General features: G+C 56.2%; 21 protein-coding genes and 1 tRNA gene. 8 read left to right on the plus strand and 14 right to left on the minus strand.

Going from position 1 to position 21,304, the window contains the following annotated elements; all coding sequences use genetic code 11:
• Nucleotides 1–80 precede the first annotated feature (80 nt).
• The 6 genes from ACR0IV_RS04335 (at nucleotide 81) to ACR0IV_RS04360 (ending at nucleotide 4,884) form a co-directional block, all read left to right on the plus strand.
• The gene (locus tag ACR0IV_RS04335) at nucleotides 81–869 is read left to right on the plus strand and encodes an ABC transporter ATP-binding protein (protein ID WP_480469790.1); all 789 of its coding nucleotides are present in this window, start codon (nucleotides 81–83) and stop codon (nucleotides 867–869) included.
• On the plus strand, nucleotides 866–1,696 hold the full coding sequence (locus ACR0IV_RS04340) for an ABC transporter ATP-binding protein (RefSeq protein WP_480657661.1): 831 nt from the start codon (nucleotides 866–868) through the stop codon (nucleotides 1,694–1,696). Before ACR0IV_RS04335 ends, ACR0IV_RS04340 begins: the two co-directional genes overlap by 4 nt.
• A 2-nt stretch (nucleotides 1,697–1,698) precedes the next feature.
• The gene (locus ACR0IV_RS04345; protein WP_480657660.1) at nucleotides 1,699–2,121 is read left to right on the plus strand and encodes a hypothetical protein; all 423 of its coding nucleotides are present in this window, start codon (nucleotides 1,699–1,701) and stop codon (nucleotides 2,119–2,121) included.
• Nucleotides 2,121–3,131, plus strand: coding sequence for a branched-chain amino acid ABC transporter permease (locus ACR0IV_RS04350; RefSeq protein ID WP_480657658.1), 1,011 nt, complete (start codon nucleotides 2,121–2,123; stop codon nucleotides 3,129–3,131). The genes ACR0IV_RS04345 and ACR0IV_RS04350 overlap by 1 nt, the downstream gene beginning before the upstream one ends.
• Complete coding sequence (locus tag ACR0IV_RS04355; RefSeq protein ID WP_480657656.1) at nucleotides 3,128–4,441, plus strand: branched-chain amino acid ABC transporter permease; 1,314 nt, start codon at nucleotides 3,128–3,130, stop codon at nucleotides 4,439–4,441. Before ACR0IV_RS04350 ends, ACR0IV_RS04355 begins: the two co-directional genes overlap by 4 nt.
• 188 nt (nucleotides 4,442–4,629) lie before the next feature.
• Nucleotides 4,630–4,884 carry a hypothetical protein gene (locus ACR0IV_RS04360; protein ID WP_480469785.1) on the plus strand — a complete coding sequence of 85 codons (255 nt, stop codon included), beginning with the start codon at nucleotides 4,630–4,632 and terminating at the stop codon, nucleotides 4,882–4,884.
• 45 nt (nucleotides 4,885–4,929) lie between these two features.
• On the opposite strand, the gene ACR0IV_RS04365 is transcribed toward ACR0IV_RS04360, so the two are convergent.
• Nucleotides 4,930–6,477 (minus strand): helicase HerA-like domain-containing protein, encoded by a 1,548-nt coding sequence (locus ACR0IV_RS04365; protein WP_480657655.1) that lies wholly within the window; start codon nucleotides 6,475–6,477, stop codon nucleotides 4,930–4,932.
• A 446-nt stretch (nucleotides 6,478–6,923) separates the two neighbouring features.
• On the opposite strand from ACR0IV_RS04365, the gene ACR0IV_RS04370 reads away from it, so the two are divergent.
• Nucleotides 6,924–7,517 carry an invasion associated locus B family protein gene (locus ACR0IV_RS04370; RefSeq protein WP_480469783.1) on the plus strand — a complete coding sequence of 198 codons (594 nt, stop codon included), beginning with the start codon at nucleotides 6,924–6,926 and terminating at the stop codon, nucleotides 7,515–7,517.
• A 48-nt stretch (nucleotides 7,518–7,565) separates the two neighbouring features.
• Here ACR0IV_RS04370 and ACR0IV_RS04375 read toward each other — a convergent pair whose 3' ends face one another.
• The 4 genes from ACR0IV_RS04375 to ACR0IV_RS04390 are packed head-to-tail and all read right to left on the minus strand — an operon-like array spanning nucleotide 7,566 to nucleotide 11,796.
• On the minus strand, nucleotides 7,566–8,774 hold the full coding sequence (locus ACR0IV_RS04375) for a beta-ketoacyl-[acyl-carrier-protein] synthase family protein (protein WP_480657654.1): 1,209 nt from the start codon (nucleotides 8,772–8,774) through the stop codon (nucleotides 7,566–7,568).
• 9 nt (nucleotides 8,775–8,783) lie between these two features.
• Nucleotides 8,784–9,041 (minus strand): acyl carrier protein, encoded by a 258-nt coding sequence (locus tag ACR0IV_RS04380; RefSeq protein ID WP_480657653.1) that lies wholly within the window; start codon nucleotides 9,039–9,041, stop codon nucleotides 8,784–8,786.
• Nucleotides 9,042–9,073: 32 nt separating this feature from the next.
• Nucleotides 9,074–10,165 carry a UDP-3-O-(3-hydroxymyristoyl)glucosamine N-acyltransferase gene (gene lpxD, locus ACR0IV_RS04385; RefSeq protein ID WP_480657652.1) on the minus strand — a complete coding sequence of 364 codons (1,092 nt, stop codon included), beginning with the start codon at nucleotides 10,163–10,165 and terminating at the stop codon, nucleotides 9,074–9,076.
• 35 nt (nucleotides 10,166–10,200) lie between these two features.
• Complete coding sequence (locus ACR0IV_RS04390) at nucleotides 10,201–11,796, minus strand: L,D-transpeptidase family protein (protein ID WP_480657651.1); 1,596 nt, start codon at nucleotides 11,794–11,796, stop codon at nucleotides 10,201–10,203.
• A gap of 347 nt (nucleotides 11,797–12,143) precedes the next feature.
• Here ACR0IV_RS04390 and mepK point away from each other — a divergent pair, with 347 nt between their 5' ends.
• Complete coding sequence (gene mepK / locus ACR0IV_RS04395; RefSeq protein WP_480469777.1) at nucleotides 12,144–12,713, plus strand: peptidoglycan L,D-endopeptidase MepK; 570 nt, start codon at nucleotides 12,144–12,146, stop codon at nucleotides 12,711–12,713.
• A 251-nt stretch (nucleotides 12,714–12,964) separates the two neighbouring features.
• Here the strand turns inward: mepK and ACR0IV_RS04400 are convergent, their stop codons facing one another.
• The 9 genes from ACR0IV_RS04400 to sufB all read right to left on the minus strand — a co-directional run bounded on the left by ACR0IV_RS04400 (nucleotide 12,965) and on the right by sufB (nucleotide 21,301).
• Nucleotides 12,965–14,215 carry an alginate O-acetyltransferase AlgX-related protein gene (locus ACR0IV_RS04400; protein ID WP_480657650.1) on the minus strand — a complete coding sequence of 417 codons (1,251 nt, stop codon included), beginning with the start codon at nucleotides 14,213–14,215 and terminating at the stop codon, nucleotides 12,965–12,967.
• A gap of 251 nt (nucleotides 14,216–14,466) precedes the next feature.
• A tRNA-Arg gene (locus tag ACR0IV_RS04405) sits at nucleotides 14,467–14,543 on the minus strand.
• 55 nt (nucleotides 14,544–14,598) lie between these two features.
• Nucleotides 14,599–15,819: a cysteine desulfurase gene (locus ACR0IV_RS04410; protein ID WP_480657648.1), complete on the minus strand. Its 1,221-nt coding sequence runs from the start codon at nucleotides 15,817–15,819 to the stop codon at nucleotides 14,599–14,601.
• Between the two features lie 13 nt (nucleotides 15,820–15,832).
• Entirely contained in the window at nucleotides 15,833–16,399 is a 567-nt protein-coding gene (locus ACR0IV_RS04415; RefSeq protein ID WP_480657647.1) for a Yip1 family protein, read from the minus strand.
• Nucleotides 16,396–16,881: a YIP1 family protein gene (locus tag ACR0IV_RS04420; protein ID WP_480657645.1), complete on the minus strand. Its 486-nt coding sequence runs from the start codon at nucleotides 16,879–16,881 to the stop codon at nucleotides 16,396–16,398. The genes ACR0IV_RS04415 and ACR0IV_RS04420 overlap by 4 nt, the downstream gene beginning before the upstream one ends.
• The gene (locus ACR0IV_RS04425; RefSeq protein WP_480657643.1) at nucleotides 16,881–18,161 is read right to left on the minus strand and encodes a SufB/SufD family protein; all 1,281 of its coding nucleotides are present in this window, start codon (nucleotides 18,159–18,161) and stop codon (nucleotides 16,881–16,883) included. The genes ACR0IV_RS04420 and ACR0IV_RS04425 overlap by 1 nt, the downstream gene beginning before the upstream one ends.
• The gene (gene sufC / locus ACR0IV_RS04430; RefSeq protein ID WP_480469772.1) at nucleotides 18,161–18,916 is read right to left on the minus strand and encodes a Fe-S cluster assembly ATPase SufC; all 756 of its coding nucleotides are present in this window, start codon (nucleotides 18,914–18,916) and stop codon (nucleotides 18,161–18,163) included. The genes ACR0IV_RS04425 and sufC overlap by 1 nt, the downstream gene beginning before the upstream one ends.
• A 191-nt stretch (nucleotides 18,917–19,107) precedes the next feature.
• Nucleotides 19,108–19,593 (minus strand): hypothetical protein, encoded by a 486-nt coding sequence (locus ACR0IV_RS04435; RefSeq protein WP_480657642.1) that lies wholly within the window; start codon nucleotides 19,591–19,593, stop codon nucleotides 19,108–19,110.
• 187 nt (nucleotides 19,594–19,780) lie between these two features.
• Nucleotides 19,781–21,301, minus strand: a complete 1,521-nt coding sequence (gene sufB / locus ACR0IV_RS04440; protein WP_480469770.1) for a Fe-S cluster assembly protein SufB — start codon at nucleotides 21,299–21,301, stop codon at nucleotides 19,781–19,783.
• Between the last annotated feature and the right edge of the window lie 3 nt (nucleotides 21,302–21,304).

Raw genomic sequence — 21,304 nt, forward strand, 5'->3', positions numbered from 1 at the left:
GGGCTGTTTCAATGACAAAAGGCCGCACCTTTCACACGGGGATGGGGCAACGACGCCGAAAACGGCGGCTAGGGGAAAAGATGATCGTCGTCGAAGACGTGCACAAGCATTTCGGCGGGTTTCATGCGGTGGACGGGGCATCGCTGGAAATCCAACAGGGCTCGATCACCGGTCTGATTGGGCCGAACGGGGCCGGAAAAACCACTCTGTTCAACGTAATCGCAGGGGTCCTACCGCCGACCAGCGGCAAGGTTTTCATGGATGGTGAGGACATCACCGGCCTGCCCCCGCATGAGCTGTTTCACAAGGGCCTGCTGCGTACCTTCCAGATCGCGCATGAGTTCTCCTCGATGACCTGCCGCGAGAACCTGATGATGGTGCCCGGCGCGCAATCAGGTGAATCGCTCTGGAACACATGGTTCGGTCGCAAACGCATCGCCGATGAGGAACGCGCGCTGAAGGCTAAGGCCGATGAGGTGCTGGAGTTCCTGACCATAGAACATCTGGCCGATCACAAGGCCGGTCAGGTCTCGGGCGGGCAGAAGAAGCTATTGGAACTTGGCCGCACCATGATGGTCGACGCCAAGATCGTGTTCCTGGATGAGGTCGGTGCGGGTGTGAATCGCACCCTGCTGATGACCATCGCCGACACGATCCTGCGCCTGAACAAGGAGCGCGGTTATACCTTCGTCGTCATCGAGCACGATATGGATTTCATCGGCAAGATCTGCGACCCGGTCATTTGCATGGCCGAGGGTAAGGTGCTCGCCGAGGGTACTCTGGACGAGATCAAGGCCAACGAGCATGTGATCGAAGCCTATCTGGGTACCGGCCTGAAAAACAAAGATAAACTGGAGGCGGGTGCATGAGCGACAACCCCTACCAGGACGATAAAGGCAACAAGGACGCCTCGATCACCAATGCGCATGGCGTCGGCACTATGACCCCCGCCCATCGCAAAAGCGGTGAGACGCATCGGGTTGAGGGCGGCCCTTTTCTGATCGGCGACACCATGACCGGTGGTTACGGCAAGGGTCCGGACATCCTGCACGAATGCACCATCGCCGTCGATAAAGGTGAGATTGCTGTGATCGTTGGCCCCAACGGTGCGGGCAAGTCCACCGCGATGAAGGCCGTTTTCGGTATGCTGGATGTGCGCTCGGGCGCGGTTCGGCTCGACGGTGAAGACATCACCTCGCTCACACCGCAGGATCGCGTGGTACGTGGCATGGGATTTGTGCCCCAGACCTCGAACATCTTCACTTCGATGACGGTGGAAGAGAACCTGGAAATGGGCGCCTTCATCCGCCGCGACGACATCAGCCAGACGATGGAGCAGGTCTATGACCTGTTCCCTATCCTCCGCGACAAACGCAATCAGGCTGCGGGAGAGCTGTCGGGCGGTCAACGCCAGCAGGTCGCCGTGGGCCGCGCGCTGATGACCCAGCCCAAAGTGTTGATGCTGGACGAACCCACCGCCGGCGTTTCGCCCATCGTAATGGATGAACTGTTCGACCGGATCATTGAGGTCTCACGTACCGGGTTGCCGATCCTGATGGTCGAACAGAACGCCCGTCAGGCGCTGGAGATCGCGGACAAGGGATATGTGCTGGTTCAGGGGCGGAACGCCTATACCGGCACAGGCAAAGAACTGCTAGCCGATCCCGAAGTACGCAAGAGTTTCTTGGGGGGGTGAGGATGAAAACCAGTCTTCTCAGCCTTTGTTGTGTGTGCTTCCTGGGTGGCATCGTGTCTGCCGAGGGCACAACACTCCAAACGGAACAACATGCAAGCGGAGTGGTTCTTCATTGTGAGTTCGAAGATGACCGGAAGGTGATGTTATCGTCCCTCGATGATAGAGTTGTTTGGCACGAAAATGGCGAAGATTACCCTACAAGTACTTGGGCTCATATTCGTATAACGGATGATCCAATCTTGTCGGTGTTTGCCTATGGCATCGGCATTGGGAGTCCAAGGCTCGATATTTATCAGGGCGTTACTCACGCCGACAAGCCCAACTATGAACTCGGAACAGCAGTCTTGAGCGACACTCTGGTTGGCCGCGATAAGCTGTTCATAAGGACCGTCGAAGGCTTTTGCCAATCGGAGCAACGTAAATAATGGACTTCCTCAACGCCCTTGTGGCGCTCTCCAACTTCGTCCTTGTTCCCGCAATCGCCTATGGCAGCCAGTTGGCGCTGGGTGCTTTGGGGGTGACGCTGATCTATGGCATCCTGCGCTTCTCGAACTTTGCCCATGGTGACACGATGGCCTTTGGCGCGATGATCGCGGTGCTGGTCACGTGGGGCTTGCAAGCGGCAGGCGTCAGTTTCGGGCCGCTGCCGACCGCTTTGCTCGCGCTGCCCTTTGCCATTCTGGGTTGTATCGTGCTGGTGCTGGTCACCGACCGGCTGGTCTATCGCTTCTACCGGGAACAAAAGGCCAAACCTGTCATTCTCGTGATCGTGTCGATGGGTGTGATGTTCATCATGAACGGGCTGGTGCGGTTCATCATCGGACCGGATGATCAGAGGTTCTCGGACGGCGCGCGCTTCATCGTCTCGGCACGGGATTTCAAGGCAATGACCGGGCTGAGGGAAGGGCTGGCGATCAAGACCTCTCAGGGGATCACTGTGATTGTTGCCGTTGTTGCTGTGGCGCTGCTGTTCTGGTTCCTCAACAAGACCCGCACCGGCAAGTCGATGCGTGCCTATTCGGATAACGAGGATCTGGCGCTGCTGTCCGGCATCAACCCCGAACGCGTTGTGATGATCACCTGGATCATCGTGGCCGCGCTGGCGACTACGGCGGGTGTGCTCTACGGGCTGGACAAGAGCTTCAAGCCCTTTGTCTATTTCCAGCTTCTGCTGCCAATCTTTGCCTCGGCCATTGTGGGAGGCCTTGGCAATCCGATTGGAGCCATCGCAGGTGGGTTCATTATCGCATTCTCCGAGGTGACCATCACCTATGCGTGGAAGAAAGTTCTGACCTATCTGGCCCCGGAAAACCTGGAGCCGTCAGGATTGGTCCAGTTCCTGTCCACTGATTACAAATTCGCCGTCAGTTTTGCGATCCTGCTGATCGTGCTGCTGTTTAAGCCCACGGGCCTGTTCAAGGGGAAAGTGATATGAGCGAGCCCGTCAAAAACACGCTGTTTTTTGTTGTCGTCGGCGCTCTGATCCTGCTGACCGGCTTCACGCAAAGCTGGAACGCGGCAATTCTGATCCTGAACATGGGCTTGATCTCGGCCATCATGTCGATTGGGGTGAACCTGCAATGGGGCTTTGCGGGCCTTTTCAACGTTGGTGTCATGGGCTTTGTCGCGCTGGGCGGGCTGGCGGTTGTGCTGGTCTCGACCCCGCCAACGCCCGGAGCTTGGTCGGCGGGCGGCTATGGCGTCGTGCTTGCCCTATTGCTGGGTGCAGCGACAGTTGTTGCGGCAGTGATGGTTGCGCAGAAGATGCCAAAAGGGCGTGTGCAAACGCTGGCCATCATCGGTATTCTCGTTGTTGGTTTCTTTGTCTACCGTGCAATCTTTGACCCCAGCATCGCGGCGATTGAGGCGATTGATCCCGCCGTTGCAGGCAATATCGGTGGCCTGAACCTGCCGGTCCTGTTGGCATGGCCTGCCGGGGGATTGCTGGCTGCGGGTGCCGCCTGGCTGATTGGCAAAACCGCGTTGGGTCTGCGCTCGGACTATTTGGCGATTGCGACACTGGGCATTGCCGAGATCATCATCGCCATCATGAAAAACGAAGACTGGCTGGCGCGCGGCGTAAAGAATGTCTACGGCATCCCCCGCCCCTCGCCTGTGGTTGGCTATGAGGTTGAGCTGCAGCAAGACCCCTCGTTCATCGCACGCGCGGATTGGTTGGGAATTGACCCGGTGATCGCCTCGACGCTTTCGGTCAAACTGGGCTATTCGCTGCTGTTCCTGATCGTCTTGCTGCTGCTGCTGTGGATGGCGCAGATGGCACTGAAGAGCCCGTGGGGCCGGATGATGCGTGCCATTCGTGACAACGAAGTTGCGGCCGAAGCGATGGGCAAGGACGTCACTCGTCGGCATCTGCAAATCTTCGTCCTCGGCTCGGCCATTTGCGGTATCGCAGGTGCCATGATGACCACTCTGGACGGGCAGTTGACGCCGGGCACCTACAACCCGCTGCGCTTTACCTTCCTTGTCTGGGTCATGGTCATTGTCGGCGGGTCAGGCAACAACTTCGGCGCCGTTCTGGGCGCGTTCCTGATCTGGTTCCTTTGGGTGCAGGTTGAACCCATCGGCTTGTGGCTGATGAACCTGATCACCTCAGGAATGCCCGATGGCAGCGCTCTCAAGACGCATCTGATCGATAGTGCAGCGCATATGCGCCTGTTCACGATGGGCTTGATCTTGCTGATTGTTCTCAGATTCAGTCCAAGGGGTTTGATCCCCGAGAAATAAGCAAAATTTCGTGAGAATTTCCCCTACCGCGCCGTTTGACGGCGCGGTTTATTGTATGGGTGATCAAAACGGTCTAAACAGCCCCACCCGCGATCCACCACATCGCCACTCTGTCTTCATACGACTTGTGTTTGGGCAGGCCCTTTAACGATTACGAAGTTAACCAGGATAAGAGCACCTTATTTGCTATGAAACGACCACTCAGATTCTTTGCTATAGCCACCCCGCTTCTGGCGGTGCTGAGCGCATGCATCCCGTCGCCCGAGCAACTTGAAACCACTCCGGTGAAGGTTCAGACGCCCAAAGGTGTCGTAACCTGCCAGTTGTACCGGCAGGATCGTGTGACATGGGACCGTGCGATTGACTTTCCGGCCACCAAAATGTCGGTGCCGGAGGCAGATGGATATTGCCGCCAGGAAGGGCTGCGTCGTCTGAATCGCTAACAGATCTGGCGCCCCTGATATATTGCGGGGCGCCTCACTCATTCTCTATCGATTTCGGAACAGGCCACCCAGTATCCCGCGCACAATGCGGCGCCCGGTCGTTCCTTTCAGTTCCTTTATCACCGCCTCGCTCATCGCTGTTGCAAATGAATCTTTCTTGCGCGCAACGCGTGACGAGGACCGTCCGACGCGGCTGCCCGAATATCTACGAGCCGACGCGTATTCGCGCTGCATTGGGTTTTGTTGCTCCAAAACCTCCTCAGATTCGGCCTCTGCCGCCGCCTGTGCGGCTGCATTAGCCCGGGCCTGAAGGATCTCGAAAGCCGATTTCCGATCGACCCTCTCGCCATATTTCGCCTGCATTGCTGAGGCATCCATCACCGTCCTGCGCTGAGCCTTCGTGATCGGCCCGAGTTGCGAGCCCGGAGGCCGGATCAGCGTCCGTTCAACAACGCCCGGTACGCCCTTCTTCTGCAGCATCGAGGTCACCGCTTCACCCACGCCGACTTCACGGATGGCAGTTTCGGTGTCAAAGGCCGGATTCTCGCGATAGGTCTCAGCCGCCAGGCGCAGATTCTTACGATCCCTTGCAGTAAATGCACGCAGAGCGTGCTGCACCCGGTTGCCCAATTGCCCGAGGATATCCTCGGGAATATCTGCCGGGTTTTGCGTGATGAAGTACACCCCAACGCCTTTCGAGCGGATCAGGCGCGCGACCTGTTCGACCTTATCGACCAGAACCTTGGGCGCGTCCTCGAACAGCAGATGCGCTTCATCAAAGAAGAAGACCAGTTTGGGTTTTTCCGGGTCTCCGACTTCGGGCAATTCCTCAAACAGCTCGCTTAGAAGCCACAGCAGAAAGGTTGCGTAAAGACGCGGCGCACCCATCAATTTGTCCGAGGCGAGAATATTGACCATCCCCTGCCCGTTCTCATCGGTCCGCATCAGATCCGAGAGTTCAAGCGCAGGCTCACCAAACAAATTAGTCCCGCCCTGGTTTTCCAACACCAGCAGACGGCGCTGAATCGCTCCGATCGATGCGGTCGAGACATTGCCATAGCGCAAAGACAGCTGCGCCCTGTTTTCGCCGATCCAAACCAGCAGCGCCTGCAGATCCTTCAGATCCAGCAGAGGCATCCCTTCTTCGTCCGCCACGCGGAAGGCGATGTTGAGAATACCTTCCTGTGCCTCGCTGAGCTCCAGCAACCGCGACAACAACAGCGGCCCCATCTCAGTCACGGTGGTGCGCACCGGATGCCCTTGTTCTCCGAACAGGTCCCAGAAAGTCACTGGGCATGCGTTGTAGGAGAATGCATCAAACCCGATACGGTTTGCCCGATCCATGAACGCCTGATGCAGCTTGTGATCAGCGCTCCCTGGCAACGCCAGCCCCGACAGATCACCTTTGACATCGGCTAGAAAAACGGGGACCCCCGCCTGCGAGAACCCTTCGGCCAGAATTTGCAGCGTGACCGTTTTCCCGGTACCCGTCGCCCCTGCGATCAAGCCGTGTCGGTTGGCGTATTTCAACGAAAGCCCTTGCGCGTGGCTGTATCCTTCGCCCGCGCCGCCGATAAAGATCTTGTTGTCCATTCAATATCTGTCCCAGTTCTACCGATCTGCGCCAAGCATACAAAGTTAACCTTTGGCTGCGAGAGTAAATCTCACCTCATCGCGGCATTGTCGCGGTGGGGCAAATTCCTCCCTGTCGACTGGCCGTGCCTTCGGGCGCGGCTTTTTTACGAAATATGGCAAGATTCAGGTCTCGAATAGTTAAATTCTTTGGCTTAGCAGTTGACCCTTGGGTTCCCCTTTCGTAACGTCTGCGCATAACTAAGTCGGCCAGTCCGACGGGGAGAAAAATTTCATGAAGGGAGCCGCTCCACCGGCTCCCTTTTTCTTTGGCTGTAACGCGGTCTCTTTATCCCGTTTCGGCAAAAATCCGTTCAATTCCAGCGCAGGTATTCGGTTTGAGCCTGACACCACAAGCACAGAGTGATAGACGGATCAAAAAGCGGGATCATAAAGATGAGGCATTCATGATCAGGAAACTTCTCCCTTTAAATCTGGTTGCTGCTGCATTGCTAAGCAGTGCGGCCTATGCACAGGAAACCACAGATGCCCCTGAGGCCGAAGCCGAAGTAGGGAGCGATCTGGACCTGGGTCAATCAGGCCCTCGGATCGGCGAGCAATATGTGCGTGAGCAGGTTGGTGATTGGAACATCTCCTGCATCAAGACGCAGGAAGAAGAAGATCCCTGCGCGATGGTTCAGATTCTCAACAATCAACAAGGCGATCCCATTGCCGAAGTGTCGCTCGGCAAACTGCCGGAAGGCGGCGCAGCCGTTGCATGGGCAAATGTGGTTGTTCCGCTAGAGACGCTGCTGCAGGCGCAGCTGGCGGTGTCGATCGATGGCGCGCCGCGTAAGCTGTACAATTATCATCACTGCGTTTCGGTCGGCTGTATTGCGCAGCTCGGATTTACCCAGGGCGATATCGACGCGATGAAAGCAGGCTCCAAGGCGGTTCTGTCGCTGGTTCCTGCCCGCCTTCCGGATCAGGTGTTGAACATGGATATGTCGCTTTCGGGCTTCACCTCAGCATTTGATGGACTGAATGTTTCGGTGAGATAAGCCTCAAGGGTTACTTTACAAAGCCGCCGTTCTTACACGGCGGCTTTCTTATATCCGTTTCAGCGCAAGAACGGCGTTCAGACCGCCAAAGGCAAATGCGTTGCTGAGGGCGACATTGACCTTTGCTTCACGTGCTTCATTGGGCACTACGTCCAGTGCGCATTCCGGGTCGGGCTCTTCATAACCAATGGTCGGAGCGATCACGCCATTGCGCAGCGCCATGATACATGCCAACAATTCGACCGCGCCGGTCCCACCGATGAGATGGCCATGCATCGACTTGGTGGATGAGATCATCAGTTCATCCGCATGCGGGCCAAACACACCGGCAACCGCAGCGCATTCCGTTTTGTCATTGGCCGCCGTGCCCGTCCCGTGCGCGTTGATATAACATACATCGCTGGCATTCAGGCGCGCGTCCTTCAGCGCACCGGCCATGGCGCGGGAGGCCCCTTGCTTGCTTGGCATCACGATATCAGCGGCATCTGACGACATCGCAAATCCTACAACCTCGCACAGGATATCTGCCCCCCGGGCCCGTGCGTGTTCGTATTCTTCGAACACAAAGATGCCTGCACCTTCGCCCTGAACCATGCCATTCCGGTTGGCACTGAACGGGCGGCAAGCATCTTTGGACATCACGCGCAGCCCTTCCCATGCCTTGACCCCTCCAAAGCACAGCATCGATTCCGATCCGCCTGTGACCATGGCAGGTGCGGCACCACTGCGAACCAGTTGAAACGCCTGCGCCATCGCATGGTTGGACGAGGCGCAGGCCGTCGATACCGTAAAGCTGGGCCCTTTGAGGTTATGCTCCATCGAGACATGGCTGGCTGCTGCGTTGTTCATCAGCTTCGGTACAACGAACGGATGGACCCGGTTCTTACCATCTTCATAGACCGAGCGGTAATTGTCGTCCCAGGTCGAAACCCCGCCACCGGCAGTCCCAAGAACCACACCGGACAGCGCAGCAGTTTCGCCCGAAAACACGATCCCAGACTGATCGATCGCTTCTTTCGCCGCAATCAGAGTGAACTGGGTGAAGCGGTCATAAAGGCTCATCTGCTGGCGGTTGAACCGAGCCTCTGCCTCAAAGCCACGTACCTGACCGCCGATCTTGATCGACAGACGCTCGACATCTCTGAACTCCAGCTCGGAAATGCCGCAACGACCTTCGCGCATTGCTTCGAAAGTATCGGGCACCGAATGACCCAGCGAGTTGATGGTGCCCGCACCCGTAATGACAACGCGTTTCATAGCCCGGCGTCAGACCTTTTCCGCCACGAGCTTTTCAATACCCGCAATGATCGCAGCCACGTTGGTGATATCGAAATCACTGGCCGAAGGCTCGTTGGCGTTGAAGGGTACCGAGATGTCGAACTCTTCTTCGATGGCAAAGATGCTCTCGACCAAACCCAGGCTGTCGATACCCAGATCTTCGAGCGTGCTATCGGGCGTCACGTCCGAAGGCTCCAGAACGGCCTGCTCGGCAATGATTGCAATGACGCGGTCGCTGATGCTCATATCGGTCCCCTGATTTTCGCGTTGGGGATGATTTAATCGCTCGGCGGCTGTTTGAAAACAGCCTTTTTCAACGCCTCGACGTCACGGGCCATACGCGGCAGACGGCGTTGTGCCTTATAAATATCGGTATGGCTTTCCATTTTGATGCCAGGATAGCCCATGATGACGCGCCCCGCGGGCACGTTCGACAGAATCTTTGTACCGCCACCAGAAATCACGCCATCACCGATGAAAATATTATCGACCACGCCGGTCTGACCGCCAAGGACGACGTTGTTCCCGATCTCGACCGATCCCGAAACCCCGGTTTGGCCGCACAACAGGCAATCTTGCCCGACGCGCGTGTTGTGGCCCACATGCACGAGGTTATCCAGCTTGGACCCGCTCCCGATCACCGTATTGCGAATGGTCCCGTAATCGACCGTGCAGTTTGATCCTACTTCGACATCATCGCCAATCTCGACCGCACCTAAGGAATGAATTCGCAACCAGCTCTGCGCCTTGGCATCTCCTTGATCACCCAGCGTTTTTCGGGCGTTTTCTGCACCCGATACCTCGGGAGTGACATAGCTGAACCCATCGCCCCCGATGCGCGCCCCCGGCTGGGCGGTAAAACGATCTCCGATCTGTGCCCGTGCCCCGATGCTTACCATTTCGCGCAGTAAGGCGTTCTTACCCAGCAGCGCATCCATGCCGACCACGCAATGCGCACCGATGACCGAGCCGGCCCCGATCTGAGCGCGCGCGCCGATGACGGCCAGCGGCCCGATGGATACGTCCGCACCAATCTCGGCAGTTGGATCAATCACGGCAGATGGATGGATTCCAGGCTCGATCCCCTGCCCGCGATCCAGCATTGACGTAATTCCCGCCATCGCCATCCGCGGCCGCTGTACGAATATCGCCGCCTCAAGGCCCAAGGACTGCCAGTCGGCACCATCCCAAAGCACAGCCGCCCGCGCAGATCCCTTCGCCAGTGCCTCGGCATATTTCGGAGACATCGCCATCGCCAGATCGGTTGGCCCGGCATCCCCCGGTTCGGCGGCGCGTAGGATGGTCAGGCCTGTCTGACCAGCGGCCTCGGCCCCGATGGCTTCGGCGATTTGCTCAACGGTGAACTGCATGTCGGGCTTCCTTATGGCAGGACTTGCCCTCGTGATTACCCCTGAACGTCCGGCAGGACCACCCCTGCCTTTTGCAACGCCTTCCAAATCTTGGCGTCACGGTCATAGACGTCGCGGCGGTACTGAACGTCGCCCTTCGGGCCGATATAGGCGGTGCGGTAGATCAGATGTACCGGAACTTTTTTATCCAGCTTCACGGTGGTTTCTTTCCCTGTGTTCAGCACGCGGTGGAAAAACGCCTTCGGATCTTCCTCCTGCTTGGCCAACAGCGCGTATGCGAACTCGAACGGTTGCGCCAACCGGATACAGCCATGCGAGAAGGCGCGCACCTCTCGTGTAAACAGAGATTTCTGAGGCGTATCATGCAGATAGATGTTGTACTTGTTGGGGAACATGAACTTCACCAAGCCCAATGCATTGCTTTGGCTCGGGGGTTGCCGCATCGAAAACGGGAAGTTCCGAGCGGTGAATTGGGTGAAATCCACGGCGCCGCGATTTACCTGCCGACCACTACGGTCAGTGATCTGGATATGGCCGACCGCATTCGGATTGGATTGCAGCTTTGGCAGGTATTCCTTGGTGATGATCGAGCGTGGTACATACCAGCTGGGATTGATCACCATATGCTCCATCTCGTCCGAGAATTCGGGGCTGCGGCGATCACTCGTGTTCTTCCCAATCACGGCGCGGGTTTCGAAAGTGACCCGACCGTCATCAACAATCTTGGCTGAAAAGTCCGCCTGATTTACCAATACGTGGCGCGCGCCACGCTCTTCCGGAAGCCAACGTTCCCGTTCAAGCGCAACGAGCACAGCCTTGAGCCGATCCGACGCAGGGCGATTGACTTCGGTGATCGTACCTTTGCCTGCAACGCCATCTGGTTCCAAACCATGCGCGGTCTGAAACGCCCTGACGGCCTCGATCAGCGCGCCATCATAGGTCGGGCTGGCGGTCGGCTTGAGGTAACCCATCGACACCAGCCGGTTCCGCAGTTTGAGGACGCTTGGGCCGGTATCCCCGCGCTCCAGCTTGGTGATTGGTACGGTCGCGCCCCATCCGCCTTGTGAGATTAAATCTTCCAACACCCTCTTCTGCTTCATCAGCGCCAGATACTGTGGGGATTGCGGCATCAGATCCTTAAGATAGCTCCCGCCCTCCGACGTGGTGAGCCGTCGAAGGTGTTCACTGGCCGAGCGTCGTTCAATCTTGCGGACGAGCCCATTGTCGATCTGCGACGGCGTCACAGTCCCGGATTGCAGATCACGTGCGTATTTTACGAAGACACGGCTCATTTCCGCCTCGACCCGACCGAGATCGCGAGTGGTCCGCGCCTGCCGCATTTGGTCCATCAACGATTGCACGTCATAACGCGCGGCAGGTAACCCGTGCAGATCGGTTGTTGACAGTGCCTTGATCAAAGCCGCACGCCGCGCTTCATGTTCGGAAGTGTCGCCGACCCATACCGGATCAAAACCGTTATCACGGTAAAATTCGGCCAAAACGGGTGCTGATGCCGTGTTCTCGGCAACGGCCATCTGAAAGGCTGTTCCATCCGTGCTCGCCTGAGCAAAGGATGCCGTAGATGCCAGTAGGGTGAAAAGCAAAACGCGGGAACGGGAAACAAACGACATGAGATGACCTTGGTTATTCAATAGCTTGACGCGCACTGCTTGGACGCGTCCAATGATAATGTTAAGCTGTGCGATTGTTGTCTATTCACAAATGCATCACCAAAGTGCATCTTTTCGCCTCTGGTGCGTGTTTGCATCGGCGGCGCAGCCAACTGCTGTAGATCAAAGCATACTTGCATCAGTTGCGCAAAAAACTGCCGAAAATTCCCCCTTGATTCAGCTGCGGCCAAAGATTTCTTGGCTGTTGAATCCGTCTGTGCCATAACTCCCGCATCTGGGATGGGAAAAAATTAATACAGCGCGCGTAACATCGTGTGCAGGCAGGAACAGTACGGGACGAAACACAAATGACCAAGAGCAGTGCATCGGGCGTGACCCGGCGTGCCTTATTGGGCGCATTCGCCGCAACGGCAGTCGTAGCAGCTCCGACCTATTCCAAGGCAGCAGGATTCCTCCGCGGAGGGGGCGATATTCGCCGCATTCGCATGTATTCAGGCCGCACGGGTGAGCGTCTGGATATGGTATATTGGGTCGATGGCAAATACATCAAGGACGCCGTCAAAGAAGTGAACTACTTCATGCGTGATTGGCGCAATGATCAGGTCAAACCCATGGACCTGCGCACCATCGATATCATGGCCGCCGCGCACAATATGCTGGATGTCAGCGAGCCCTATATGCTGCTTTCGGGCTATCGCTCTCCCAAGACCAATGCAATGCTACGCTCCCGATCGCGCGGAGTGGCCAAAAACTCGCTTCACATGAAGGGCCAAGCCGCCGATCTGCGCTTGTCGTCCCGCTCCGTCTCTCAGATGGCCAAAGCCGCAATGTCCTGCCGCGCAGGTGGCGTTGGGCAGTACTACCGCTCGAACTTCGTACACATGGATTGTGGCGACATCCGCACTTGGCGCGGCTGATACCGCATACCTTCGTTCTGGTGAGTTGGCCCCTCAGATGGTTCTGGTGGTGGGGGTGTTTTGTCCACCAGCACAGAGTGGTACCGTCATCGCGGTACAAACAGGGTATATCCATCCTCGGAGAGCAGGTTCTCTTATATGGGCACCTCAGGCTTAAAGGCTTCTGACTGCCCCACCCTTCGCTCTCTGCACAAAACCGGAGGCCTTTGTGCACAAGGTCGCGTCAAAAACACGTGCCTGAGAACACGTATTTATCGGTTGCCTAACCAGTCCGCCACCGAAATACCCGCTGCCTTGTGACCTTCTGCGTTCCAATGGGTATCCCCCCAAAACCAAGGATAATTTCCCGAATGAGCCGCATCTTTCAAATGCTGCGTCACGTCCCAAAAGGGAATCCCGACATCCATAGCCCAGGACGCCGCGATTTCAGGTAGATCAGACAGATTCTCCGAGGGAGAACTTATGACACTGATTTCAGGAAAATCACAGAGTTCGTGTAATACGCGGTACTTAGTTGGTACAAAAATCAATGCATAGTCTGCGCCGACATCAGCCAGCCTTTCCTTAAACGTCACGATCGCGGCCGTGATAGCGGAGAATTCATCTTCGAAGCCCGCAAAAGACTTACGGGTCCATAAAAACAGATAGTCTGAGCCTTCAATTTTGCAGCTGTTTAGCGCTTTTCGTGGATTGCTCATTTGAACAAGGCGCAACCAGATATTTCTGGTGATCGAAGACTGTCGACGAACTGGGGGTTCATCCGACTGTGGTTGAGCGGGCTGCCGAAATTCCGCTGAATCCAGCAGATCGTTACCTTCAAATAGAAACTGGACAACAAGCTTGTCTTTCAACGGCACACCGGACTCCAACAGCATTTTCTGCTGTTCCTGCACCGATATGCCCAGCAAAGCCGCTTGCATCACCGGCAGATCCAGCGCTTCGGATACGATACTGTCGACAGTCATTGCCTTGGGTACCAGCGCACCCAACACAACCGAGTCGCCAAGAATGACGATATCTGCCTCACTGTCTGATGAGTTCCGAAAACCGTACCGATCCGTTCTGAAATCAAACTCGATTGGATCGCTGGGTACCTGCATCATGGATGCAATGTCCTGATAAGTTTGCCCAGATACGCTTGTGTTCGGCAACAATGCCCAGCCAGGGCTTTCTGTATTCGCGATCCTCTTTCCAAACAGAGCGTCCCAGTCGACAAATCCAAGTCGACCAACGCCTTCCAGCAGTATTAGGAACAAAACCAACGGTGTTATAGTCGCCCAAAAAACTAAGGATGCTTGCCGCCCGAGACCTGCGACGGCAAACGCCAATGCCAATCCTAGGATCAATATCGCAAGCGCGACATCACGGAACCGCCAATATCCAAACAAAAGACCCTCGGAATGAAAATCTGCTGATCTGATCCATAGAACACCGATACTGAACGCCACCAAAACAGCGCAGATTACAAAATAAATAAATCTTTTCAAAACTTTGGAATACAAACCAAGCTCACCTCCCAAAAATGCAACTCGATATGAACACTACTCCCTTTGTCCAATTTTCATTGGTTCCGCTCTATTTGTCTATAAGAATGAAGTTTATCACTGAGCGTAGTGCGATTTCAGGCTGTTGGCGCAGCAGTTTCACGACAATCGCCATTGGTCGCACCTCTGCGTGTATCGCAGGATATATTGCACAGCAGAACGGTAATGAATTGTTTTTATTTCAAAATATAGCTTCCGGTTTAGCCCGGTGGCGCACCTGAGAGGATTCGAACCTCTGGCCTCTGCCTTCGGAGGGCAGCGCTCTATCCAGCTGAGCTACAGGTGCCTTGGCCGTTAGCTACCCTCGTTCCGATCCGGGTGCAACTGCAAATACGACCGGATCAGGCAAACAGATCATGCGCCAGTTCCAGCGCATCGATCAGCGTATCAACCTCATCCGTAGTGTTATAGAGACCAAAGCTGGCGCGGCAGGTGGCGGTGACGCCCAAATGATCCATCAGAGGTCCGGCACAATGATGGCCTGCACGCACAGCAACGCCTTTCTTGTCCAGAATGGTCGAAACATCATGCGCGTGCCCTGCCCCATCCAGCGTGAAGCTGAAGATTGCGGCCTTGTCGGCGGTCTTACCCTGCACCTGCAACCAGTTTAATCCGGTCAGGCGCTGCATGGCATAGTCGCGCAGACTTGCCTCATGGGCGGCAATACTCTCCATGCCCAGATCCATCATGTAGTCCAGCGCCACACCCAACCCGATGGTTTGAACGATCCCGGGGGTTCCTGCCTCAAACTTCATAGGCGGATCGTTATAGGTCACCTGATCTTTCGAAACCTCTTTGATCATGTCCCCGCCACCGATGAAGGGGCGAATTTCGGCCATACGTTCGGACTTGATGAAGATCGCGCCCGACCCCGAAGGGCCATAGAGCTTGTGGCCAGTGATCGCGTAGAAATCGCAGCCGATATCTTCGACATTGACCGGCATGTGCACGGCCCCCTGACTGCCATCGACTAGAACCGGCACACCCTTGGCGTGAGCGGCTTGCGTGATGGTTTTAACATCCACCACTGTGCCCAACACGTTCGAGCAATGGGTGACCGCAACCAGCTTGGTCTTGGGGCCGATCGCATCGATGACTGCTTGCGGATCCAGATTGCCCGCAGCGTCGACATCAACCCATTTCAGGACGACGCCCTGACGTTCGCGTAGGAAATGCCAAGGTACGATATTTGCGTGGTGCTCCATGACGCTCAGGACGATCTCATCCCCCGCCTCAAGGCGCGGCATTGCCCAGCCATAGGCGACCAGATTGATTCCTTCGGTCGTGCCGGAGTTCAGTACGATCTCATTCTCATCAGAAACACCCAGAAAGCGCGCGACTGTGCCGCGCACGGCTTCGTATTTCTCGGTCGCGAGATTCGACAGGTAGTGAAGTCCACGATGCACATTCGAATATTCATGCGCATAGGCTTGCGCAACCGCGTCGATCACCACCTGAGGTTTCTGCGCAGAGGCACCGTTATCCAGATAGGTCAACGGCTTACCATTCACCTCTCGTGACAGGATCGGAAAGTCAGCGCGGATTTTCTCTACGTCGTACATAGAAAGGAATTCCCTATACAGGCCCGCCGGGGGACAACCAAAGAACGAAGGGGATCGCCAGAACACCTGAGATGAGCATCACCAGGAACGATTTGCCAAGCGAGCCAAACCGGTGCGCTTCATTCAGAAAATGCAGAGTGATGTACAGACTCAGACCCAACATTATGAGGCTGGCAGGAAGAAACAGAAACGGTGCGAGCGACGCCGAAATAAGGACAATCGCCTGGCCAGCGATCTGCAGAATCTGCAGCCATATCACCAGTGTTGCGACCTCGGTTATCGCGCCGGTTCCACCCAGCATCCGCCCGACAAGCTGAAACGTCACTACGCTGATCAGGATGGCCCCGGCGGATACCAGCAGGGTTTGCACCATCGGAACTGCCAGTTGCTGCACATCAGGCGAGATCAGGGGCAAGATGACACCAGAGGCAGATTGTACAATCCCGTTCAGAATCACCGCCAAAAAGAACGCCAGCCACAACACGTCACGACCAAACCGCATCGCCATCAGACGACGTGCGGCCTCGGCAGGGTTCGACAGGGTCAGAACGACCATATTCATCAACGTGGTAGAGCTCATTCAGGTGCCCTTTGCGTTTGCCTCAGCCCCGAGAACCAGAACCAGACGAAAACTGCAACCCACAACAGACCAATCAAAGACTGCGCAGGCCCCGGGCCGATAAACCCGGCCACCAGGCCATTGAGCAGCACCAGCGGTGCCGAGGCCAGCAGCGCCCAGAACAGCGCAAGACGCGCGCCATAGCTAGTACCCTTGCCTCCGATAGCCCGTGCAACCAAATGAGACAGCCAGGCCAGACCGTAGAAGATCAGCGGTAGAATAAAGACAGAGCCCAGCAAAGCTCCGCCCATCAGCATATTCAACTCGGACCCTTCCAGATGCGCCTTACGCGCAAGGCTGGGTAATTGAGCGATAAAGCCAACCACACAAAAGGCCATGACAAACGCCAGCGCTCGATCTTCCCGTGGCCCCATATCCAACAGGCGACGCACAACGCGCCCCGGTCCGCGATACGTGGCCACGATATCGGTTGTGACCGGCATCAGTTTCGGCGCGCCAACCAGCTTTCAAGGCGTTCGACGATCACATCGGCCAGCGCTTCGTCCTCGATCTCTTCCACGGCTTCTGCAAGGAAGGCCAGTGTCAGCATATCGGTTGCATCATTGACCGGTACGCCGCGCGACCGCAAATAGAACAGCGCCGTTTCGTCAATGGCACCTGAGGTCGAGCCGTGCGAGCAGGCCACGTCATCGGCATAGATCTCAAGCTCGGGCTTGGCCAGAAACTGGCTGTCATCGTCCAGCAGTAAGGATTGACTGATCTGATAGCCATCCGTCTTCTGCGCGCCCTCCTTGACCAGAATTTTACCCTGAAATACGCCCGTTGCGCCGTTACGCAGCACTTTCTTGAACACCTGACGGCTTTCGCAGTTCACCGCATCATGGGTGATGAACACCGTGTCATCGTGATGGAAATCCCCGTCACCTACACATGCGCCAGCGACATGCGCCACGGCGTCATCTCCGGTCAGTTCGACAACCTGCTCATTACGGGTGAGCACGCCATTCACGGTCAATGTGAACGACTTATAGACAGACTCGTGCCCCATTCGCGTGAACATATGGGTGGCCGCGCGGCGCTGATGATCACGGCCCTGCGCACGCACATGATGCAAGGTTCCGCGATCCGCAATGTCGATTTCTATGCACTTGTTGAAACGCGAGGCTGCCGGGCCATTTTCCAGGATCGTCACCTCGGCGTCACTCTCAACCCGCACGATATGGTGCAGAATGGCATCCGAAGTCTCGGACGCATGACGATAAATCAGGCTGATCGGCTTAGACGGCTTGCCCGTGACATGAATAGCCACACCATCTGAGGCGAAGGCCGTATTCAAGGCCGCCAGAGGTCGCTGAACCGGGTTCTGACCACGGGTTTCAAGAACGCCATACAGCTCTTTTGCCCAATGGATGTCTTTGCAGCAGATATCCTCCAACCGGTCGATTGAGACGCCTTCCAGCGACAGGTCGTCCGATTCTTCGGGGCTGAACACGCCATCGACAAAAACGATCTTCAGGCGGTCGAACTCATGGAACATCATGGGTTCGTCGGTGTGGAACAGTGCCGCCGGGACGGCCTCGGCAGAGGTCAGAGTGTCCGGTCGGGTGTATTTCCAATACTCATCCCGGCGCCCAGGCAGACCCATTTCGCGAACACGCGCCAATGCGGCTTCGCGCGCTTTGCGGGTACACCCGGCGTCCGGCATGGCCATCGCAGCCAGCCGTTCCTCGGTTGCCGTCTGTTTTGCTTGGGGCAAAGCCATCAGTTCACCTCGGCCAGAATGTCGGCATAGCCGTTGTTCTCAACTTCCAGCGCCAGTTCGGGACCGCCGGATTTCACGATGCGGCCATCGGCCATGATGTGCACCACGTCGGGTTTGATGTGATCCAGCAGCCGCTGATAGTGTGTAATCACAAGGAACCCGCGCCCTTCGTCACGCAGCGCGTTTACGCCCTCGGACACCAGCTTCATGGCATCCACATCCAGACCCGAGTCCGTCTCATCCAGGATGCACATCTTGGGTTCGAGCATTGCCATCTGCAGAATTTCGTTGCGCTTTTTCTCGCCGCCCGAGAAGCCCACATTCACTGGGCGCTTCAACATATCCGCGTCGATCTTCAGAGCCTTCGCCTTAGCCCGCACCTCTTTCAGGAAATCGGTTGCCGACAGTTCCTCCTGCCCGCGCGCTTTGCGTTGAGCGTTTACCGCGGTGCGCAGGAACGTCATATTACCTACACCCGGAATTTCGACCGGGTATTGGAACGCCAAGAAGATCCCCGCAGCTGCGCGCTCTTCCGGTTCCATCTCAAGCAGGTCTTCGCCTTCGAGAGTGGCCGTACCATCGGTCACCTCATAGCCATCACGACCCGACAAGACGTAGCTGAGTGTCGACTTACCCGAACCGTTTGGCCCCATGATCGCATGCACCTTGCCGGCCTCAACCGTCAGATCAACGCCCTTGAGGATCGTTTTATCCTCTTCTTCAAGTTTCACGTGCAGGTTCTTGATTTCAAGCATGATTTACCTCGTAAATAGCGTGCCCATCGGATCGATGGGTTTGTTCTTGGAGATCGACGTGGCCTCAGCCGCATACGTTGCGGGCACGAAAAGAAAGGCGCAATCCGTTGCGCATACGTCGATCGAGTGTTTCGTGTTGATGTTAGGGTTCGATTGAAAGTCGCGCGCAATAACAGGGCGCGAGAAACCACTCAGTCGAACTCGATTGCGATGTGGAACACCTGGAGACTGCGCGGCTCGGTCTGTTGCTGTACGAATTCGACCCATTCCGGGCCGTAAACCACTTCGAATGCGTCGGGGTACGCCCAAACCGCGTTGTGAAACGTGAAGGTGGTCACAATCATCGCAAACGCGCTCATTGTGGCGAATTCCTTCTGATTGTTCTTTAGCAAGAATGAGATCAGGAACACGACGCCACCTGCGAGGGCCAAACCGATGAAATCCTGCCCGCTTCCCTTGGCTTCGCCGGGCAACCCTGCCAGCTTTAGTTGCAGAAATCGCGAGAAAAAGAACGCGCCGACGCCCAGAGCAAACGCTCCGATGAACGCTGCCGGATAGGCAAGGCGTGTCCAGATCGTGTCGCCTTTCCGCTTCGGAGCATGTTTCTTTGCTTCCTGCGCCCGCGTATTGATACGCTCTACACGATCCTGAAAACTTGTTGCTTGTTTTTCGCTCATTGGCGTTCTTGGCAATCACAAAATCAATAACTTTGCATTTGCTTACCAAGCAGAGTCGAGAGGGGCAATTCACAATCTCCGCGCGAAACGGAGAAGTGATAGCAGAGCGTCCCATAGACGCCCCACCGTAGCCACCCGCGATACGTTCAGCATCACCAGTTATGAACGACGTGACCTGCATTTTCGGTTAGCCGACCGAGCCTTCAAGGCTGATCGCCACCAGCTGCTGCGCTTCCATCGCGAACTCCATCGGCAGCGCTTGCAGTACGTCCTTACAGAACCCGTTCACAACCAAAGCCACGGCTTCTTCCTCGTCCATACCGCGCTGACGGCAGTAGAACAGCTGATCGTCGTCCACCTTGGAGGTTGTCGCCTCGTGCTCAACGCGGCTGGAGTTGTTCCTGACCTCGATATACGGAACCGTGTGCGCGCCGCACTTATCTCCGATCAGCAGCGAGTCACACTGGGTGTAGTTGCGGCTGTCCTTGGCCTTGGGGTGCATCGAGACCAGACCGCGATAGGTGTTCTGCGCCTTACCAGCGCTAATCCCCTTCGACACGATGCGCGATTTGGTGTTCTTGCCCAAATGCACCATCTTCGTGCCGGTATCAGCCTGCTGATAGTTGTTGGCAATCGCGATCGAGTAAAACTCACCCTGGCTGTCGTCACCACGCAAGATGCATGACGGGTATTTCCAGGTTACGGCAGAACCAGTTTCCACTTGTGTCCACATCACCTTGGAACGATCCCCACGGCAATCAGCGCGCTTGGTCACGAAATTATAAATGCCGCCCTTGCCGTTCTCATCCCCCGGGAACCAGTTCTGAACGGTCGAGTATTTCACCTCGGCATCTTCTTCGATGATGATCTCAACCACCGCCGCGTGCAGCTGTGCCGTGTCGCGCTGCGGCGCCGTACAGCCTTCCAGATACGACACGTAAGAGCCCTTGTCAGCGATGATCAACGTGCGCTCAAACTGACCCGTGTTCTCGGCGTTGATGCGGAAATAGGTGCTCAACTCCATCGGACAGCGCACGCCCGGTGGCACGTAGACGAACGAGCCGTCCGAGAACACGGCCGAGTTCAGCGTCGCGTAGAAATTGTCTGAAACTGGTACGACTGATCCCAGATACTTTTTGACCAGTTCAGGATGTTCTTTGATCGCTTCAGAGATCGAACAGAAGATCACGCCAGCCTTTTTCAGCTCGGCCTGAAAGGTGGTTCCGACTGAGACCGAGTCGAACACAGCATCAACTGCAACCTTGCGGCCTTCTGCCGGAGCATCTTCAGCGCCTTCGACGCCCGCCAGAATCATCTGTTCTTTCAGTGGGATACCCAGCTTTTCGTAAGTGGCCAACAGCTTGGGATCGACCTCATCCAGCGATTTGGGCTTTTCTTCCATCGATTTTGGACGGGCATAATAATACTGGTTCTGAAAATCGATTTCAGGATAGCTGACCATCGCCCATTTGGGCTCTTCCATCTGGGTCCAACGCTCGAACGCGGCCAGACGCCATTCGGTCATCCATTCCGGCTCTTCATTCTTCTCCGAGATCAAACGGACAATATCGGGGTTCACGCCTTTTGGCGCGTATTCCATCTCGATATCGGTTTCCCAGCCGTATTTATAAGTGCTGACCTCGCGAACCGCATCCACGGTTTCCTGATCGACACCCTCTTTTACCTGGGTCTGGTCCAAAGCGGCCATGTG

This window comes from Ruegeria sp. C2 (assembly GCF_056537765.1).

Excerpts from the sequence above, each read along its gene's own strand:
- ACR0IV_RS04345 (WP_480657660.1), top strand. The coding sequence starts at position 1,699 with ATGAAAACCAGTCTTCTCAGCCTTTGTTGTGTGTGCTTCCTGGGTGGC.
- mepK (WP_480469777.1), top strand. The coding sequence starts at position 12,144 with ATGACCAAGAGCAGTGCATCGGGCGTGACCCGGCGTGCCTTATTGGGC.
- ACR0IV_RS04380 (WP_480657653.1), bottom strand. The coding sequence starts at position 9,041 with ATGAGCATCAGCGACCGCGTCATTGCAATCATTGCCGAGCAGGCCGTT.
- sufB (WP_480469770.1), bottom strand. The coding sequence starts at position 21,301 with ATGGCCGCTTTGGACCAGACCCAGGTAAAAGAGGGTGTCGATCAGGAA.
- ACR0IV_RS04425 (WP_480657643.1), bottom strand. The coding sequence starts at position 18,161 with ATGGCTTTGCCCCAAGCAAAACAGACGGCAACCGAGGAACGGCTGGCT.
- sufC (WP_480469772.1), bottom strand. The coding sequence starts at position 18,916 with ATGCTTGAAATCAAGAACCTGCACGTGAAACTTGAAGAAGAGGATAAA.
- ACR0IV_RS04435 (WP_480657642.1), bottom strand. The coding sequence starts at position 19,593 with ATGAGCGAAAAACAAGCAACAAGTTTTCAGGATCGTGTAGAGCGTATC.
- ACR0IV_RS04335 (WP_480469790.1), top strand. The coding sequence starts at position 81 with ATGATCGTCGTCGAAGACGTGCACAAGCATTTCGGCGGGTTTCATGCG.
- ACR0IV_RS04370 (WP_480469783.1), top strand. The coding sequence starts at position 6,924 with ATGATCAGGAAACTTCTCCCTTTAAATCTGGTTGCTGCTGCATTGCTA.
- ACR0IV_RS04355 (WP_480657656.1), top strand. The coding sequence starts at position 3,128 with ATGAGCGAGCCCGTCAAAAACACGCTGTTTTTTGTTGTCGTCGGCGCT.
- ACR0IV_RS04415 (WP_480657647.1), bottom strand. The coding sequence starts at position 16,399 with ATGAGCTCTACCACGTTGATGAATATGGTCGTTCTGACCCTGTCGAAC.
- ACR0IV_RS04365 (WP_480657655.1), bottom strand. The coding sequence starts at position 6,477 with ATGGACAACAAGATCTTTATCGGCGGCGCGGGCGAAGGATACAGCCAC.
- ACR0IV_RS04340 (WP_480657661.1), top strand. The coding sequence starts at position 866 with ATGAGCGACAACCCCTACCAGGACGATAAAGGCAACAAGGACGCCTCG.
- ACR0IV_RS04390 (WP_480657651.1), bottom strand. The coding sequence starts at position 11,796 with ATGTCGTTTGTTTCCCGTTCCCGCGTTTTGCTTTTCACCCTACTGGCA.
- ACR0IV_RS04350 (WP_480657658.1), top strand. The coding sequence starts at position 2,121 with ATGGACTTCCTCAACGCCCTTGTGGCGCTCTCCAACTTCGTCCTTGTT.
- ACR0IV_RS04410 (WP_480657648.1), bottom strand. The coding sequence starts at position 15,819 with ATGTACGACGTAGAGAAAATCCGCGCTGACTTTCCGATCCTGTCACGA.
- ACR0IV_RS04375 (WP_480657654.1), bottom strand. The coding sequence starts at position 8,774 with ATGAAACGCGTTGTCATTACGGGTGCGGGCACCATCAACTCGCTGGGT.
- ACR0IV_RS04360 (WP_480469785.1), top strand. The coding sequence starts at position 4,630 with ATGAAACGACCACTCAGATTCTTTGCTATAGCCACCCCGCTTCTGGCG.
- ACR0IV_RS04420 (WP_480657645.1), bottom strand. The coding sequence starts at position 16,881 with ATGCCGGTCACAACCGATATCGTGGCCACGTATCGCGGACCGGGGCGC.
- lpxD (WP_480657652.1), bottom strand. The coding sequence starts at position 10,165 with ATGCAGTTCACCGTTGAGCAAATCGCCGAAGCCATCGGGGCCGAGGCC.